General features: G+C 60.6%; 13 protein-coding genes. 2 read left to right on the forward strand and 11 right to left on the reverse strand.

The genetic code is table 11. From position 1 onward, the window contains the following. Positions 1 to 3: 3 nt before the first annotated feature. From atpD to GBCGDNIH1_RS22815, 5 genes are all read right to left on the reverse strand, one after another. Entirely contained in the window at positions 4 to 1434 is a 1431-nt protein-coding gene (gene atpD / locus GBCGDNIH1_RS22795) for a F0F1 ATP synthase subunit beta (protein ID WP_011632756.1), read from the reverse strand. A gap of 27 nt (positions 1435 to 1461) precedes the next feature. Continuing rightward, entirely contained in the window at positions 1462 to 2358 is an 897-nt protein-coding gene (locus GBCGDNIH1_RS22800; RefSeq protein ID WP_011632757.1) for a F0F1 ATP synthase subunit gamma, read from the reverse strand. Between the two features lie 19 nt (positions 2359 to 2377). Beyond that, on the reverse strand, positions 2378 to 3913 hold the full coding sequence (atpA, locus tag GBCGDNIH1_RS22805) for a F0F1 ATP synthase subunit alpha (protein ID WP_011632758.1): 1536 nt from the start codon (positions 3911 to 3913) through the stop codon (positions 2378 to 2380). Further along, positions 3913 to 4536, reverse strand: coding sequence for a F0F1 ATP synthase subunit delta (locus tag GBCGDNIH1_RS22810; protein WP_408874669.1), 624 nt, complete (start codon positions 4534 to 4536; stop codon positions 3913 to 3915). Before GBCGDNIH1_RS22810 ends, atpA begins: the two co-directional genes overlap by 1 nt. Positions 4537 to 4750: 214 nt before the next feature. Further along, positions 4751 to 6979 (reverse strand): primosomal protein N', encoded by a 2229-nt coding sequence (locus GBCGDNIH1_RS22815; protein WP_043453089.1) that lies wholly within the window; start codon positions 6977 to 6979, stop codon positions 4751 to 4753. A 130-nt stretch (positions 6980 to 7109) separates the two neighbouring features. On the opposite strand from GBCGDNIH1_RS22815, the gene GBCGDNIH1_RS22820 reads away from it, so the two are divergent. Together GBCGDNIH1_RS22820 and GBCGDNIH1_RS22825 are read left to right on the forward strand one after the other, a co-directional pair. Next, positions 7110 to 7787 (forward strand): hypothetical protein, encoded by a 678-nt coding sequence (locus GBCGDNIH1_RS22820; RefSeq protein WP_011632761.1) that lies wholly within the window; start codon positions 7110 to 7112, stop codon positions 7785 to 7787. Positions 7788 to 7789: 2 nt separating this feature from the next. Next, positions 7790 to 8692: a tyrosine recombinase XerC gene (locus GBCGDNIH1_RS22825; protein ID WP_011632762.1), complete on the forward strand. Its 903-nt coding sequence runs from the start codon at positions 7790 to 7792 to the stop codon at positions 8690 to 8692. A 32-nt stretch (positions 8693 to 8724) separates the two neighbouring features. Here the strand turns inward: GBCGDNIH1_RS22825 and GBCGDNIH1_RS22830 are convergent, their stop codons facing one another. The 6 genes from GBCGDNIH1_RS22830 to GBCGDNIH1_RS22855 form a co-directional block, all read right to left on the reverse strand. Next, on the reverse strand, positions 8725 to 9516 hold the full coding sequence (locus GBCGDNIH1_RS22830) for an SIMPL domain-containing protein (RefSeq protein ID WP_043453092.1): 792 nt from the start codon (positions 9514 to 9516) through the stop codon (positions 8725 to 8727). A gap of 53 nt (positions 9517 to 9569) precedes the next feature. After that, positions 9570 to 10316 (reverse strand): pyridoxine 5'-phosphate synthase, encoded by a 747-nt coding sequence (locus tag GBCGDNIH1_RS22835; protein WP_011632764.1) that lies wholly within the window; start codon positions 10314 to 10316, stop codon positions 9570 to 9572. A gap of 54 nt (positions 10317 to 10370) precedes the next feature. Continuing rightward, positions 10371 to 11330: a 4-hydroxythreonine-4-phosphate dehydrogenase PdxA gene (gene pdxA / locus GBCGDNIH1_RS22840; RefSeq protein ID WP_011632765.1), complete on the reverse strand. Its 960-nt coding sequence runs from the start codon at positions 11328 to 11330 to the stop codon at positions 10371 to 10373. A 32-nt stretch (positions 11331 to 11362) separates the two neighbouring features. After that, complete coding sequence (gene lpdA / locus GBCGDNIH1_RS22845) at positions 11363 to 12754, reverse strand: dihydrolipoyl dehydrogenase (RefSeq protein ID WP_011632766.1); 1392 nt, start codon at positions 12752 to 12754, stop codon at positions 11363 to 11365. Between the two features lie 12 nt (positions 12755 to 12766). Beyond that, on the reverse strand, positions 12767 to 14110 hold the full coding sequence (gene odhB, locus GBCGDNIH1_RS22850; protein WP_025318502.1) for a 2-oxoglutarate dehydrogenase complex dihydrolipoyllysine-residue succinyltransferase: 1344 nt from the start codon (positions 14108 to 14110) through the stop codon (positions 12767 to 12769). Between the two features lie 178 nt (positions 14111 to 14288). After that, entirely contained in the window at positions 14289 to 17180 is a 2892-nt protein-coding gene (locus tag GBCGDNIH1_RS22855; protein WP_011632768.1) for a 2-oxoglutarate dehydrogenase E1 component, read from the reverse strand. Positions 17181 to 17251: the final 71 nt, after the last annotated feature.

Raw genomic sequence — 17251 nt, forward strand, 5'->3', positions numbered from 1 at the left:
GGATCAGGCCTTCGCCTTCAGCGCCTCGGCCTTCTTGCGGGCATCCTCGATGGTGCCAACCATCAGGAATGCCGCTTCCGGCAGATCGTCATGCTTGCCTTCGACGATTTCCTTGAAGGAGCGGACCGTATCTTCGATGCTTACGAACACGCCGGGGGAACCCGTGAAGACTTCCGCCACATGGAAGGGCTGGGACATGAAGCGCTCGATCTTACGGGCACGGGCCACGGTGAGCTTGTCTTCTTCAGACAGTTCATCCATGCCCAGAATGGCGATGATGTCCTGCAGTGACTTGTAGGTCTGCAGAATACGCTGCACATCGCGCGCCACTTTGTAGTGTTCCTCACCCACGATACGCGGATCGAGGGAGCGGGAGGTGGAGTCCAGAGGATCCACTGCCGGGTAAATACCCTTTTCGGAGATCGCGCGGTTCAGCACGGTCGTCGCGTCAAGATGGGCGAAGGAGGTCGCAGGCGCCGGGTCGGTCAGGTCGTCGGCGGGAACATAAATGGCCTGCACCGAGGTGATCGACCCCTTCTTGGTGGAGGTAATGCGTTCCTGCAGCGCGCCCATATCGGTCGCCAGGGTCGGCTGATAACCCACGGCGGAAGGAATACGACCCAGCAGCGCGGACACTTCGGCGCCGGCCTGCGTGAAGCGGAAAATGTTGTCCACGAAGAACAGCACGTCCTGGCCTTCTTCATCACGGAAATATTCCGCGATGGACAGACCGGACAGCGCCACGCGCGCACGGGCACCCGGCGGCTCGTTCATCTGGCCATAGACCAGCGCCACCTTGGAGCCTTCGGTGGTGTTCTCACCGAGCTTGATGACGCCCGCATCAATCATTTCGTGATACAGGTCATTGCCTTCACGGGTGCGTTCACCCACCCCGGCAAAGACCGACACGCCACCATGCGCCTTGGCGATATTATTGATCAGTTCCTGGATCAGCACGGTCTTGCCGACGCCTGCACCACCGAACAGACCGATCTTGCCGCCTTTCAGATAAGGGGCGAGCAGATCGACCACCTTGATGCCCGTAACGAGGATCTCGGCGGAGGCTGCCTGCTCTTCAAAAGACGGGGCTTCACGGTGGATGGAGTAGGTCTTCTTGGCATCGACCGGACCACGCTCGTCAATCGGCTCGCCGATGACGTTCAGGATACGGCCGAGCGTGCCCGGGCCTACCGGCACCGTGATCGGACGACCAAGGTCTTCGACTTCGGCGCCACGCACCAGACCATCGGTGCTGTCCATGGCGATGGCACGGACTGTGCGCTCGCCAAGTTCCTGTGCGACTTCAAGAATCAGGGTGCGATCACCGATCCGGGTCTGCAGCGCATTCTGGATGAAAGGCAGTTCGCCATCGAACTGCACGTCAACCACGGCGCCCAGAATCTGGGTGACCCGCCCGACATTGTTGCTTGCCATCTGCGGCTCTCCTCTTTCGCGGATCGGCTACAGCGCTTCGGCGCCGGAGATGATCTCGATCAGTTCACGTGTAATATTGGCTTGGCGCGTGCGGTTATAGGTCAAAGACAGACGCTTGATCATGTCACCGGCATTGCGGGTGGCATTATCCATCGCTGTCATCCGCGCCGCATGTTCGCCCGCAGCGCTTTCCAGAATCGCACGATAGATCTGAATGGCCAGATTCTGCGGCAGCAGCTTGGCCAGCAGGGTTTCTTCGTCCGGCTCGAACTCATACACCGCCTTGGCACCGTTGCTGGATGCACCTGCATCAGCCGGAGCCGCCTGCGGTACCTGCGCCGGAATAAGCTGTGTTTCGCCGGGAGTCTGGCTGATCACGGAGTTGAAGTGATTATAGACCAGCGTGCAGACATCGAATTCACCCGCATCCAGCCGCGCCGTAATCTGCTGCGAGAGGGCCAGCGCATCCGCAAAAGCGAGCACTTTCTTCCCTGCCAGCGAGGTTTCAGGCAGCAGACGGGTCTCCAGATCACGACGCAAATAGTCACGCGCCTTGCGGCCGACGGTAAGAATTTTCACCGTCTTGCCTTCGGATTCCAGCCTGTTGGCCAGCGTGCGGGCAGCACGGCCCACATTGGTGTTGAACGCACCGGCCAGACCACGGTCAGCAGAAATGACCACCAGCAGGTGGACCTTATCCTGACCGGTTCCAACCAGAATGCGGGGGGCAGAAGGGCTGCCCGCCACGTTATCGGCCAGCGCCGCCAGCATGCGCTGCATCAGCTCGGCATAGGGGCGCGCGGCCTCTGCTGCCTGCTGAGCACGTCGCAGCTTGGACGCGGCCACCATTTTCATGGCGCTGGTGATCTTTTGCGTCGATTTGACGCTGGTGATCCGTCCCCGAAGCGCCTTCAGGCTCGCCATGTCCTGGGCTTCCCTTCGATCAGACGGTGAAGTTTTTGACGAAGCCTTCGAGGAAGCTGCGCAGCTTCGCCTCGGTTTCGCTCTTGACTTCACGGTCGTTGCGGATGGCGTCCAGAATGTCCTTCTGCGCACCACGCAGCTCAGCCACCAGACGGCGCTCGAACTCCACGACCTTGTCGGTCGGAATAGCGTCGAGATATCCCTTCACACCGGCAAAGATCACCGCAACCTGCAATTCCACCGGATACGGTGTGAACTGCGGCTGCTTCAGCAGCTCGGTCAGACGGGCGCCGCGGGCCAGAAGCTTCTGGGTGGAGGCATCAAGATCGGAAGCAAACTGGGCGAATGCCGCCATTTCGCGATACTGGGCCAGTTCCAGCTTGATGGAGCCGGCAACCTGCTTCATCGCCTTGATCTGGGCCGAAGACCCGACGCGGGAGACGGACAGACCGACATTCACCGCCGGGCGGATGCCCTTGAAGAACAGTTCGGTCTCAAGGAAGATCTGACCATCGGTGATGGAGATCACGTTGGTCGGGATGTAGGCGGACACGTCACCGGCCTGTGTTTCGATCACCGGCAGGGCCGTCAGAGAACCCGCGCCATGCGCATCGTTCATCTTCGCGGCACGTTCCAGCAGACGGGAATGCAGGTAGAACACGTCACCCGGATAGGCTTCACGTCCCGGCGGACGACGCAGCAGCAGGGACATCTGGCGATAAGCGACAGCCTGCTTGGACAGATCGTCATAAGCGATCACGGCATGCATCGCGTTGTCGCGGAAGAATTCGCCCATGGCGCAGCCGGTATACGGGGCCAGGAACTGCATCGGAGCCGGATCGGAAGCGGTGGCGGCGACGACGATGGAGTATTCCATCGCGCCCTGCTCTTCCAGCGTGCGCACGATCTGCGCGACGGTGGAACGCTTCTGACCAACCGCGACATAGATGCAATAGAGCTTCTTGCTCTCATCCGTGCCCTGGTTGATCGGCTTCTGATTGATAAAGGTGTCGAGAATGACGGTGGTCTTGCCGGTCTGGCGGTCACCGATCACCAATTCGCGCTGGCCACGTCCGATGGGGATGAGCGCGTCAACCGACTTCAGGCCGGTCTGCATCGGCTCATGCACCGATTTGCGGGGAATGATGCCCGGGGCCTTCACCTCGACGCGGGTGCGGGTCACATCCGTCAGCGGACCCTTGCCGTCGATGGGATTGCCCAGCGCGTCAACCACGCGGCCCAGCAGACCACGGCCAACCGGCACGTCCACGATTTCGCGGGTACGGGCGACGGTGTCGCCTTCGCGGATCTGGCGGTCATCGCCGAAGATCACGACGCCGACATTGTCATTTTCCAGGTTCAGGGCCATGCCCTTCAACCCGGCGGAGGGGAATTCCACCAGCTCACCGGCCATCACGTTCTGCAGGCCATAGACGCGGGCGATACCATCGCCGACGCTCAGAACCTGGCCCGTTTCGGCCACATTCGCTTCGCTATCGAAGGAAGCAATCTGAGATTTAAGGATTTCCGAGATCTCGGCAGGACGGATGTCCATCAGGCGGCTCCCTTCATGGCGTACTGCAGGCGCTGCAGCCGGGATTTCAGGCTTGTGTCATACAGGCGCGTACCGATCCGCACGACCAGACCACCCAGAAGGCTGGGGTCCACGTGCTTTTCGATGCGCACATTGCCGTAACCGGCTTCGATCAGGCTGGCGCGGAGCTGATGCTCCTGCACCTCGGTCAGTTCATGGGCCGATTCGACCACGGCCACGGCCTCACCACGCTTCTCTGCCACCAGCACCGCGAAGGCGCTGATAATGGAGCGCAGTGAGCCGAGGCGGCGGTTATTGGCCACCGTACCGACAAAATTGCGTTCGATGCGGGTAAAACCCTGCCGGTCGAGCACGGCCAGAACGGCATCCCGAGCACGGTTGACATCGACAAGAGGACTGCCGAGCAGGCTGCGCAGATCGGCGCTTTCGTCGATCAGCCGCCCAAGGGCCTCGATCCGGGCGATAACGCCATCCAGATCGCCGCTGTCCCCGGCATAAGAATAAAGTGCGGAGGCATAACGCTTCGCCAAGCCGGACACAGCGGTGCCGGACACATGCTTCGCTTCCCGCTGCGGGATGCCGGTTACGGCCGCGCCGCTTTCATTTGCGCCATTCGAGGCCACGGTCTCGCTTTCTCGCTGGTGTTCCTCTGGAACCGGACCCAACCTCCCGGCTCCGGCGGTGGCCGTCTAGCATGCAGATAACACCCGTGCAACAGACATGACCGGAATGATCGTGCTCTGAATGACGGTTTTACGACCGAAAAATGCCCTGTCATGCCCTGAATTTTGTCACCACGCACGGGCCAACAAGAAAAAAGTCAGTCTTTATAACCCGTTACAGAAACGACACGGGATCGACATCAATTTCAATGCGTGCTCCACGGGGCACAGTCATTTCCTGAAGCCACCGGCGCAGGATGGGTTGGACCGCAATCGTCCGACGGGTCCGCAGCAGCAAACGGCGACGATGACGCCCGCGCAGCACGGCGAGCGGCGCCGGAGCTGGCCCCAGAACCCATATACCGTCACCATCCGGTGCATTGCGCGCAAGGTCCAGCGCGAGCCGGTCGGCTGTGGCCGCATCGTCGGCACTGACGATCAGGGCCGCCAGCCTGCCATGGGGCGGCCAGTACCCTATGCGCCGAATCTCCGATTCTCCCTCCATGAACGCTGCGAAATCATTGTTGAGAAGCGCCTGAATGGCCGGATGATCCGGATTCCAGCTTTGCAGAAAAACATGCCCGGGCGCCTCTGCCCGTCCGGCCCGCCCGGCAACCTGATGCAGCAACTGGACGGTGCGTTCCGAGGCACGCAGATCGCCGCCGCCAAGCCCGAGATCGGCATCCACCACCCCGACACAGGTCAGATGGGGAAAATTCCAGCCTTTCGCGACAATCTGTGTACCGATCAGCAGATCAACCTCCCGCGCCGCCACCCGCCCGGCTGCCTCGGCCGCCGCGGCTGGCCCGGGCAAAGTGTCACTGGCCATGACCAGCACCCTTGCCCCCGGGAATAACGTGGCGGCTTCCTCGGTGATTCGTTCCACACCCGGACCGATCGCGGTCAGAGCATGTTCGGCGCCACAGGACGGGCAGGATAGGTGCACCGGCTCCTCATGCCCGCAATGATGACAGATGAGCTGACGGCGCAAACGGTGTTCCACCAGCCAGGCCGTGCAATGCGGGCACTGCATCCGCGTCCCGCAGGCCCGGCAGAGAGTAAGAGGGGCGTAACCGCGCCGGTTCAGGAACAGCATGGCTTGCTCCCCCCGCTCAAACGCCTGCCTGATCGCCGTCACCAGAGGCGGGGACAGGAAATGATTGCGCTCCGGCGGATGGGAGCGCAGATCGATTGCCGTGACCGAAGGCAACCGCGCCACCCCATGCCGCGCCCGCAGGCTCAGGCGGCGATAGCGCCCCGACTCGACATTCGCCAGAGTCTCCAGACTCGGCGTTGCCGAAACCAGCAGAGAGGCCGCCTGCTCGAACCGCGCGCGCACCACCGCCATATCCCGCGCATGATAGATGATGCCATCCTCCTGCTTGAAGGCGGTTTCATGCTCCTCATCCACCACCACCAGCCCCAGATTGGAGAAGGGCAAAAACAGGGCGGAGCGCGCGCCCACCACCACCTTCGCCTCTCCGGATGTCACTGCCCGCCAGCACTGACGGCGCGTCAGGCTGCTGAGATCGGAATGCCAGATGGCAGGCTCCACACCGAAACGGCGACGGAAACGGTCCAGCCACTGGGTGGAAAGCGCTATTTCCGGCAGCAGAATCAGGGTCTGCCGACCGCAGGTGAGAGCCTCGGCAATGGCTTCCAGATAAACCTCGGTCTTGCCGGAGCCAGTCACCCCCTCCAGCAACGTCACCGAGAAAGTGTGCGCCCTGACCGCTTCCCGCAGAGACTCCGCAACCTCTGCCTGATCCGCCGAGAGATCCGGCACTGTGAAGGCAGACTCCGGCACTCCATAGCGGCTCGGCCGGACCATCGGCACCTGTTCCAGCAAACCCTGCGAGACCATGTTCCTCAGCACGGCACTGCTGATCTCAGGCAAATGCTCCCGCACGGCCTGTGACGTCATGGGGGTGCCATCCGCGAGCAGGGCCATCACCTGCCGTCTCGCCTCGGTCAGCCTGATCCCCTCCGGCGGGGAGGCTACCAGTTGCAACCCTGTTACGGCCCGTTCCGGACGCAGCGCGTTGATCCTCAGCGCCATCGCCATCACCTCACCGGGGGGAGACAGCGTATAGCCTGCGACCCAATCGATGAAACGACGCAGAGGGGCAGGCAAAGGCGGCGCGTCCAGCACCGCCAGTAGCGGCTTCAGACGATGATCAGGGACATGCCTGCCAGAGCCAGCGGATGATTGTGTGGAAGCCGCCCCGGCAGGAGGGGTTGCCTCATCCCAGACCACGCCCACTTCTTCCCGCCGATTGAGCGGCACCAACACGATATCACCCGGCTGCGGCGCCAGATCCGGCGGGACCGCATAATCAAACGGGCCCGGAAATGGATAGGGCAACATGACCTGTAAACGTCTCTTCCGGTCGGCACTGCTCATCCTGTACCATCGCACGGCGTGACAACGCTGAATATATGGGTGTTATCTGTTTGCAGAGACAGCTTACCGGCTGATGGCGCATACTGACGGATGGCAGAGCCATCCGATCCTCCTTCCTTAGCGAAAGCCAATGGATTCTGATTGCATTGATGCTTTTCTTCGTGCTCATCCTGACTGGCTGGCAGGGCGCCCGGACCTGTACGCCAGCCTGTCACCGCCACGACGGGTGCATGGGGATACGCTCGCCGATCACATGCAGGCACGTATTGATGCCGAGCGTGTCCGTTGTGAGGTCGCCTGCAATGCAGCCCGCGATATCCTTCAGGCCAGCCGTGCCTCTGCCTGTCTGACAACGCGTATCCAACGCTCGGTCCTGGCTCTGTTGCGGGCATCAGATGCCATGGACTGTATTCTTCAGGAACTGCCCAGCCTGCTGGGGATTGAATATACCCGCCTGTATTATCCGACTTCTCCTGCCCTTCTGACTCCCATGGTCTGCGAACGGGCAGGGGTTGAGCCAATGGCCCGCACCGCCATGAGTGCCCTGCTGGGAGATAAGGATGTCCAGATCCGCAGCCTGACAATCCCCGATCTGACGCTGCATCGGGAAACAGCCCCCCTGATCCGGCAGGATGCGCTGCTACTGCTGCCTCGCACATCATCACCATCCCCCTGGCTGATGGTACTGGCGGCGCGGAACAGGGAGGAACTCGCTGCCCCCAATGCCCGTCAGGCGCTGCGCTTTCTTGCTGAGGCCACTTCCTCCGCCCTGGATCGGGATAGCGCCATCCAGACAGATCAGCACTGACAATGATGGCAGAACAGGCCAGACGCGACTGGATCGACTGGCTGCGGGATGAAAAGCGCGCAGCCCCCCTCACCTGCCGCGCCTACGGTGATGATGTCGCCGCATTTCTGGGCTTTCTGGCCACGCATCAAGGGGCCGAGCCAGATATGGCAATGCTTGGTCGGCTGGGTCTGTCTGATTTCCGGGCCTGGCTGGCTTCTGAGGCCGTGAAGGGAGCCGGAAATGCGACCAGAGCACGGCATCTGGCCTCAATCCGCAGTTTTTTCCACTTCCTGCGCCAGCGCCACGCCCTTGAGAACAGCGCGCTGCCCCTGCTGCGCACCCCGAAGGCCAAGCCTCCTTTGCCTCGGGCGCTTGATCAGACCCAGGCATTGGCGGCAGCCCGCGACATCGGGGAGGCCAGCGAAAACCCGTTCACACAGGCACGGGATACCGCGCTGTTCGCCCTTCTCTATGGCTGCGGCTTACGTCTGGGCGAGGCGCTGGGCCTGATGGTGGGGGACAGCCAACACGACACACTCCGCATCACGGGAAAAGGGGGGCGGCAGCGCATGGTGCCGGTCATCCCCTCGGTTCGAACATCCCTGTCCGACTGGCTGCGGTTTCATCCTGTCCCGGAAGCATCCGCTCCGCTTTTTGTCGGTGTGCGGGGAGCACGGCTCAATCCAGGCGTTGCGCAGAGAACCCTGCGGCAATTCCGTACCCTGTATAACCTGCCGGAACACGCAACCCCGCATGCCCTGCGGCACAGCTTTGCAACACATCTTCTGGCGGCCGGGGCAGATTTACGTGCCATTCAGGATCTGCTGGGCCATGCCAGCCTGTCCACTACTCAGCGCTACACCCAGGTGGATCAGGCCCAGTTACTGGCCGTCTGGCAGAAAGCGCATCCGCGGGCCGGATAAGCCCCCTTCAGGAACTCTGACCGGCATTCTGCTCAGTCATCATCCTGTTTGCTGCCTTCTTTGCTGCCTTCCCCCGATTTCTCATGCGGATCGACAAGGGCAAACGAAGCGGACACAGCCAGTACCTTGCGCAGTTCAGTCACCGGAACATTGGCCGTAGCATCCGGAGCCGTTGCCATAGCCCGCATCATGGGCATAGGCGCATGGGAGGGAGCGTTGATGACCTGATCGCTGATCATCAAAGGCGCCCCAATTGTCATACCAACACCAGAGGCCATTGCTGCCGCCCGTTCCTTTGCATCAGCCGCCGCCTTGGGCAAACACTCCCTGATCGCGGCCTGCCATGTCATATGGGAAATACCAGGATCAATCGCCCCGACCTCATCAATCCTGTTTTTGGCTGCCAAAGGAGCAACCTCGGCCAGACGGGCGACACTCGTGGTCACGATATGCAGCGCACCCTGCGCACGGTAATTACGCAAAATGCGCTTGCCGTGATCATAATCATATTCCGGCGCAACAGAGACCCCGCTGCCGCTGAGTTTCACATCCGGCAGATTCAAAGCCTTCACGGCCTCCAGAAACGCATTGAACCGCTTGGTCGCATCACCCAACACAGCATTCACATCACTGCCGGAGGCAGCAACAGTCACGGAGGTCGAGGCCTGATCCGGCGTCATCACCATGGTACAGCGCCCGGTCGCCATTACTTGCGGCGGTTTTTTATCCGCCAGAGCGGGCTGGGCCGCCAGAACAACAGGAAGCAATGCCGCAACAGGGTACAGATGTGCTCTCTTGCGTAGAAAAGACGTCAAAGTCTTCATATCAACTTGCTCCTTCCTAAAAACAACCAAAGTACCGACCTGCTCGCGGCTCCTCATGCAGCGATGGCACGATCCATCGCCAGACGCATATCACGGATGGCCTGCCCCAGACCGGCAAACACGGCTTCAGCAATCAGGGCATGGCCGATATTCAACTCCCTCACCCCCGGAAGCTGTGCGACCGGCGTAACATTATCCACCGTCAGACCGTGACCGGCATGGCATTCAAGCCCGAGATCACGCGCCATTGATGCAGCCCCCTGCAAACGTGCCAGCTCATGGGATGCATCAGCCTCCAACGCATAAGCCCCGGTATGCAGTTCCACAACCGGCGCACCCAGCGCCACCGCAGCACGAAGCTGCCGCGGATCCGGATCAATGAACAGTGACACACGGATGCCGGCATCACGCAACGCAGCGATTTTCGGCATCAGCGAGACGATGTGACCGGCTGCATCCAGCCCACCTTCCGTTGTCACTTCCTCACGCCGCTCCGGCACCAGACAGCAGGCATGGGGACGCAGGTGACGGGCAATGCCGACCATCTCATCCGTCGCAGCCATTTCCAGATTGAGCGGAGCACGGATCGCCGCCATCACCTGTGTCAGATCGGCATCACGGATATGACGGCGATCTTCCCGCAGATGCATGGTGATCCCGTCTGCCCCGGCCTCCAATGCCAGCAGTGCGGCACGGACCGGGTCTGGCTCCGTGCCGCCGCGCGCGTTACGGATCGTGGCCACGTGATCGATATTGACGCCAAGGCGCAAAGCATGGGAGCCAGGGTCGGTATCGGGCATCGCGTGTTCTCTCCGTAACGATCAGCCGGGATGAAGCAGCGTTATAGCAGCCTGCTACGAACCCGTCGCCATCTCCGCCGCCAGATGCAGGGCAGCCATCAGGCTGTCGGCCTCGGCAATGCCACGCCCGGCAATATCAAATGCCGTGCCGTGATCCGGCGAGGTACGAATGATCGGCAGGCCCAACGTGACATTCACCCCATGACGCATATCCAGTGTCTTGAGCGGAATCAGGGCCTGATCGTGATACATGCAGAGAGCCGCATCATAATTCTGGCGGGCAGTATCGGTGAACATTGTATCCGGCGGATAAGGCCCGAGGATTGTATGGCCTTCCTGGCGCAGACACTCCATGGCAGGCGCAATGATCGTCTGCTCTTCTTCCCCCATCGCCCCGCTTTCTCCCGCATGAGGATTAAGACCGGCTATCGCCAGACGGGGGGAGGGCAAACCAAAACGGCTCTTGAGATCATCAATGGTAATCCGGGCGGTCTGCACGATCAGATCGGTCGTCAGCATGTCCAGCGCCCGCCGCAGGGAAACATGCACAGTGACAGGAACCACGCGCAGCAGAGGGGATGCCAGCATCATCACCGGCGTGCCTCCGGTCAGTGCGCCCAGAAACTCGGTATGACCGGGAAAAGCAAAACCACTGCCATACAGCACCGCCTTGCTGATCGGATTCGTGACCACAGCCGCCGCCTGCCCGGCCTGCACATGCCGTACTGCCTGCTCAATAGAGGCAATCACTGCCGGCGCATTGGCCTGATCAGGATGTCCCGGCATGACAGAAGCAGCAAGCGACAATGGCAGAACCGGCAGTGCATCGGCAAAACAGCCTGCCGCATCAGCGGGTTTGTCAATCACGCACAATTTCTGCGTGCCAAACAAAGCGGGATCGCCGATCACATAGAAAACAGGGCCGGTCCGACGCAGGCGCTGCCATGCCGTCTGCGTAATCTCCGGGCCGATCCCGGCCGGGTCTCCCATCGTCAGCGCAAGCGGCAGGACCATTGTATGACTCTTTATGATCTGATCAGCAAAAATCAGATATGAATCGCACGACCATCAACCGCCAGAGCCGCTTCCTTGACCGCTTCGCTCAGGCTGGGATGAGCATGGCAGATACGGGCAACATCTTCGCTGCTGGCGCCGAACTCCATGGCTGTTGCCAGCTCGGCAATCAGCGTGCCGGCATCAGGCCCGAGAATATGCGCACCCAAAAGACGATCCGTTCTGGCATCAGCGAGGATTTTGACAAACCCGTCCGTATCGCCCATCGCGCGGGCACGGCCATTCGCGGTGAAGGGGAATTTGCCGACTTTATAGGCAATTCCTGCGGCTTTCAGTTCTTCCTCGGTCCTGCCAAGCGAGGCGACTTCCGGCCATGTATAAACAACGGCGGGAATCACATCGTAATTGACATGCCCGGCTTGTCCGGCGAGCATTTCCGCCAGCGCCACGCCTTCATCCTCAGCCTTGTGCGCCAGCATTGGTCCGGCAATGGCATCGCCGATGGCGTAGAGACCATCAATATTGGTGGCAAAATGCGCATCCGTCCGCACACGACCGCGCTCATCACGCACGACACCAATGTCATCCAACCCAAGCCCGTCCAGATAAGGCCGACGCCCGATCGCCACCAGCACGATATCGGCCTGTAGCGTGTCAGTCTCACCGCCTTTGGCCGGTTCCAGTGTCAGGGTCACGCCACCCTCATCCACCTGCGCACCGGTCACTTTGGTGCCGAGGCGGAAGGCCAGACCCTGCTTTTCCAGAATCCGCTGGAAGGCTTTGGCAACTTCCTGATCCATACCCGGCACGATGCGATCGAGATACTCGATCACCGTGACCTCAGCCCCCAGCCTGCGCCAGACGCTGCCGAGTTCAAGACCGATCACACCACCGCCAATCACCACCAGATGCTTCGGCACCGCAGGCAGGGACAACGCGCCGGTCGAGGTAACAATCCTCACCTCATCCACCGGAACCCCCGGCAGTGGCACGCTTTCGCTGCCGGTGGCGATCACGATATGCCGGGCGTCATAACTCTGGCCGCCGACCTCAACCTTGCCGGGCGCGCTGATGCTGGCGGCCCCTTTCAGCCAGGTGACCCCGTTCTTGCGGAACAGGAATTCGATACCCTTCACGTTGGCGGAGACGACTTCTGCCTTCCGTGCCTGCATCCGATCCAGATCAAGGGCAACGTCTTTCGCCTGAATGCCGTGCTCCGCGAACTGATGCAGCAGGGCGTGATAATTCTCGCTCGACTGCAACAGCGCCTTGGAGGGAATACAGCCGATATTCAGACATGTGCCGCCCAGCGTCTCGCGCTTTTCAACGCAGGCCACTTTCAGCCCAAGCTGCGCCGCACGCACCGCACAGACATAGCCACCCGGACCAGCGCCGATGACGATCAGATCGAATGCATCGCTCATGTCACAACAATCCTACAGACCCAGCAGCAGACGGCGCGGATCCTCGATCCCTTCCTTGACCCGGACCAGGAAGCTGACCGCCTCCTTGCCATCAACGATCCGGTGATCATAGGACAGCGCCAGATACATCATCGGCCTGATCTCGATTTTTCCATCGACCACCACAGGGCGATCCTGAATCTTGTGCATGCCGAGAATACCGGATTGAGGCGGATTCAAAATCGGCGTGGACATCAGGGAGCCATACACGCCACCATTCGTGATGCTGAACGTACCGCCGGTCAGTTCGTCCAGTTTCAGCGCCCCATCCCGGGCGCGTTTGCCGAAATCGGCCACGCGCTGCTCAATCTGCGCGAAATCCAGGCTGTCCGCATCCCGCAGCACCGGCACAACGAGACCGTTGGAGCCGCCTACCGCAATCCCCATATGAACAAAGTTCTTGTAGACGACCTCATCACCGTCAATCTCCGCGTTGACGGCCGGAAATTCCTTCAGCGCGCTGACGCAGGCACGCACGAAGAAAGACATGAAGCCCAGCCGCACACCGGAATGCTTCTTCTCGAAAAGATCCTTGTATTCCTTGCGCAGTGCCATCACCGCCGACATATCCACCTCATTGAAGGTGGTCAGCATTGCGGCCGTGTTCTGCGCTTCCTTCAGACGCTGAGCGATCGTGCGGCGCAGGCGGGTCATTTTCACCCGTTCCTCACGCGCCGCATCCTCGGCTACCACGGGAGCACGCTGGGCTGAAACCGGCGCAGACGGTGCTGCCGCAGGACGGCTGAGGAAATCCAGCACATCTCCCTTGGTGATACGTCCATCCTTGCCGCTGCCGGAACCCAGCGCAGAGGCATCAACATGGTTTTCCGTCAGCATTTTCTGCGCCGCAGGCAAGGGAGCAGGGCCGTTTTCACGGATGCTGGGATCGCTGACCGCAGGCGGGTGCGCAGCAATATCAGCCGGAGGCGTCGCCGGACGAGAAACGGGGCCGGACGGGCGTGGCGGCGGATTGATACCGCTTTTCGGATTGGCCGCAGCCTCCGTCTTCACCGGCTCTTCCTTTGCTGGCGCAGGAGCAGACGGGGCCGGGCGGGAGGCGGCATCCCCTTCCCCATCCCCCTCTGCGCCCAGTTCACCCAGCACGGCACCCACCGACACCTCCTCCCCCTCTGCCGCGAACTGGGCCGACAGCACGCCAGCGGCAGGCGCATTCACCTCGACCGTGACCTTGTCGGTTTCCAGCTCCACAACCGCTTCGTCGGCGGCCACGGCGTCTCCAGCCTTTTTCAGCCATTTCGCGACAACAGCGGTGGTGACGCTTTCGCCAAGAGAAGGAACCTTGATATCCGTCGGCATGCCTGTCTGATCCTTGTCAAAAACGGGTGCGGCAGCATCGCCCACAAGGGGCATGTTACAGGGGCGCATTACAGGGCGCGTGTCGGTTAATCCGGATAGCCGATCACATCATAGGAAAAAAGCGGAAGCGCCGATGACGGATGAAGATTTTTTACCCGTCATCAGGCTTTCGTCATCGTCAGGAGATCAGCCCCAGCGCCTCACGCACCAGCCTGTCCTGCTGAGCCTGATGCACCTTGGCCAGCCCGGTCGCAGGGCTGGCTGCCTCGGCCCGCCCAACATAGGAGGGACGGGTCGCCTTGCCGCCGATGCTGTTCAGCACCGCTTCGATCTTGCGATCGACGAAAGTCCAGGCACCGTTATTGGCGGCTTCTTCCTGACACCAGATCACATCCGCATTGCTGTAGCAGCTTATGACGCGGGAGAGGCTGTTTTTGGGGAATGGATAAAGCTGCTCCAGACGGATGATGGCAATGTCATCGATCCCGGCTTCACGACGCTGGGCCAGCAGATCGTAATAGACTTTGCCGGAGCACATCACCACGCGGCGCACTTTCTCCGGCGCAACCAGCGTATCGATTTCAGGGATCACGGTCTGGAACGCCGTATCGCCGGTCATCTCCGCCAGGCTGGAGACCGCCAGCTTGTGCCGCAGCAGTGATTTCGGCGTCATGATCACCAGCGGCTTGCGGAAATTCCGCTTCAACTGACGACGTAGAGCGTGGAAGTAATTCGCCGGGGTGGTCAGATTACACACCGCCATGTTCCGCTCGGCACAGAGCTGAAGATAACGTTCCAGACGGGCAGAGGAATGTTCCGGCCCCTGCCCTTCCATGCCGTGTGGCAATAACAAGGTCAGACCCGACATGCGCAGCCATTTCGTTTCGCCGCTCGCCAGGAACTGATCAATGATGACCTGCGCACCGTTGGCGAAATCACCGAACTGCGCTTCCCACAACACCAGCGTGCGTGGATCGGCAAGAGTATAGCCATATTCGAAGCCCAGCACACCGGCTTCCGAAAGTAGCGAATTATAGATCTCGATCCGTGCCTGCTGCGGGGCGATATTGTTCAGCGGCACATATTCGTTCTGGTTTTCCTGATCGATCAGAACCGCATGCCGATGGCTGAACGTGCCACGCTGGCAGTCCTCGCCTGAAAGACGAACCCGATGCCCTTCCAGCAGCAGGGAGCCAAAGGCGAGTGCCTCGCCGGTGGCCCAGTCGATCCCCTCGCCGCTCTCGATCATTTTCTGTTTTGCTTCGAGTTGACGGGCAATTTTCGGATTGACTGCAAAGCCTTCCGGGATATGGCTCAACGCATCGCCGACCAGTTCCAGGGTTTCATGCGGCAGGGCGGTTGCTTCATCAACGCGATCATCTTTCGCGACATCCTGCTGCATGCCGGCCCAGTGGCCTTCCAGCCAGTCCGCCTTGTTGGGCACATAGGATTTCGCGGTGCTGAAAGCCTGTTCCAGAGTATCGTTAAAAGAATCCCACATCCGACGGCCTTCATCGGCAGAAACGACACCCCGCTCCGCCAGGGCTTCCGCATACAGAGTACGGGTGGTCTTGCGGGCGCGGATGGCATTATACATCAGCGGCTGTGTGAAGGCGGGCTCGTCGGTTTCGTTATGTCCGTGGCGGCGATAACAGACGATATCCAGCACGGTATCGACACCGAACTCCATCCGGAAATCCGTGACCATACGGGCACAGAAAGCAACCGCCTCCGGATCATCCGCATTGACGTGCAGTATCGGTGACTGAATGGCTTTCGCGACATCGGTACAATAAAGTCCGGAATAGGCATGTGCCGGAACAGTGGTAAATCCGATCTGGTTATTGACCACCACATGCACCGTGCCACCAGTGCGGTAGCCAATGAGCTGGCTCATCGCCAAAGTCTCATAGACCAGTCCCTGACCGGCGAAAGCGGCATCACCATGCATCAGGATGCCCATCACGGAACGCCGCTGTCTGGTATCCCCCGCCATATCCTGCCGGGCGCGTACCTTGCCGACGACCACCGGATCAACGGCTTCCAGATGGGACGGGTTGGGCTGCAAGGACAGATGCACCGTGTGACCGGCGCTCTCGATATCGGCAGACGTCCCGAGATGATATTTCACATCCCCCGATCCCTGCACGTCGTCGGGTTTCGAGGCTGCCCCTGCAAATTCGCTGAACACCTGCGTGTAAGGTTTGCGCACAATGTTGACGAGCGTATTCAAGCGGCCGCGATGCGGCATGCCGATCGCGATTTCATTCACGCCCTGTGCAGCTGCATTGGCAATGATCGCATGCAGGGCGGGAATCATTGACTCGCCCCCTTCCAGACCAAACCGCTTGGTGCCGACATATTTCTTCTGACAGAAGACTTCGAAACCTTCAGCTTCCGTCAATTGCTGCAACAGAGTACGGCGATCCTGATCGGTAATGGTACGGCGCCAGTATCCTCCCTCAATCCTGCGCTGGATCCAGCTTTTCTGGCGCGGATCCTGAATATGCATGAACTCGACGCCGATCGGGCCGCAATAGGAGCGGCGCAGAATATCGACAATTTCCCGCACGGTCGCAGTTTCACGCCCCAGCAGGCCATCGATGAAGACCGGGTGATCAAGATCGGTTTCGGTAAAACCATAGCTGCGTGGATCGAGTTCCGGGTGCGGAGCAGGCACCTGTAACCCCAGCGGGTCCAGCCTCGCCTCCAGATGGCCGCGCACACGATAGGCGCGGATCATCATCAGGGCACGAATACTGTCCAGCGTGGCAGCCCGCACGCTGTCACGCGGAGATTCTTCCGTGATCGTGCTGGTGGATGCTTCCGTGACAGATTCTGCCGCAGCACTGCCTTCATAGACCGAGGCAACCTTGTGTGGGCGGGGTGCCCATGAAGCACCCTCCGTCTCGGCCAGAACAGCCCGTTCCTCATCACCCAGGGCTTCGAACAGGCGCGCAAAGCTTGGATCAACAGAACCGGGATCAGAGGCCCATCGCGCATACATATCCGCAATGAAAGCTGCATTTGCGCCGCTGAAGGCAGAAGCCAACACATCCACGCCAGCCATGGATTACTCTTTCCATTTCAACAAACCGATCCCCCTGATCGGCTTATGACTTGATCAATTTATATGATGAC

It is taken from the genome of Granulibacter bethesdensis CGDNIH1 (assembly GCF_000014285.2).
Taxonomy (GTDB): Bacteria; Pseudomonadota; Alphaproteobacteria; order Acetobacterales; family Acetobacteraceae; genus Granulibacter; species Granulibacter bethesdensis.

Bases quoted from the DNA above. Each gene is read 5' to 3' on its own strand.
- GBCGDNIH1_RS22855 (WP_011632768.1), bottom strand. From the start codon at position 17,180: ATGGCTGGCGTGGATGTGTTGGCTTCTGCCTTCAGCGGCGCAAATGCA.
- GBCGDNIH1_RS22815 (WP_043453089.1), bottom strand. From the start codon at position 6,979: ATGAGCAGTGCCGACCGGAAGAGACGTTTACAGGTCATGTTGCCCTAT.
- odhB (WP_025318502.1), bottom strand. From the start codon at position 14,110: ATGCCGACGGATATCAAGGTTCCTTCTCTTGGCGAAAGCGTCACCACC.
- pdxA (WP_011632765.1), bottom strand. From the start codon at position 11,330: ATGGTCCTGCCGCTTGCGCTGACGATGGGAGACCCGGCCGGGATCGGC.
- GBCGDNIH1_RS22820 (WP_011632761.1), top strand. From the start codon at position 7,110: ATGGATTCTGATTGCATTGATGCTTTTCTTCGTGCTCATCCTGACTGG.
- GBCGDNIH1_RS22835 (WP_011632764.1), bottom strand. From the start codon at position 10,316: ATGCCCGATACCGACCCTGGCTCCCATGCTTTGCGCCTTGGCGTCAAT.
- atpA (WP_011632758.1), bottom strand. From the start codon at position 3,913: ATGGACATCCGTCCTGCCGAGATCTCGGAAATCCTTAAATCTCAGATT.
- lpdA (WP_011632766.1), bottom strand. From the start codon at position 12,754: ATGAGCGATGCATTCGATCTGATCGTCATCGGCGCTGGTCCGGGTGGC.
- GBCGDNIH1_RS22800 (WP_011632757.1), bottom strand. From the start codon at position 2,358: ATGGCGAGCCTGAAGGCGCTTCGGGGACGGATCACCAGCGTCAAATCG.
- atpD (WP_011632756.1), bottom strand. From the start codon at position 1,434: ATGGCAAGCAACAATGTCGGGCGGGTCACCCAGATTCTGGGCGCCGTG.
- GBCGDNIH1_RS22825 (WP_011632762.1), top strand. From the start codon at position 7,790: ATGATGGCAGAACAGGCCAGACGCGACTGGATCGACTGGCTGCGGGAT.
- GBCGDNIH1_RS22830 (WP_043453092.1), bottom strand. From the start codon at position 9,516: ATGAAGACTTTGACGTCTTTTCTACGCAAGAGAGCACATCTGTACCCT.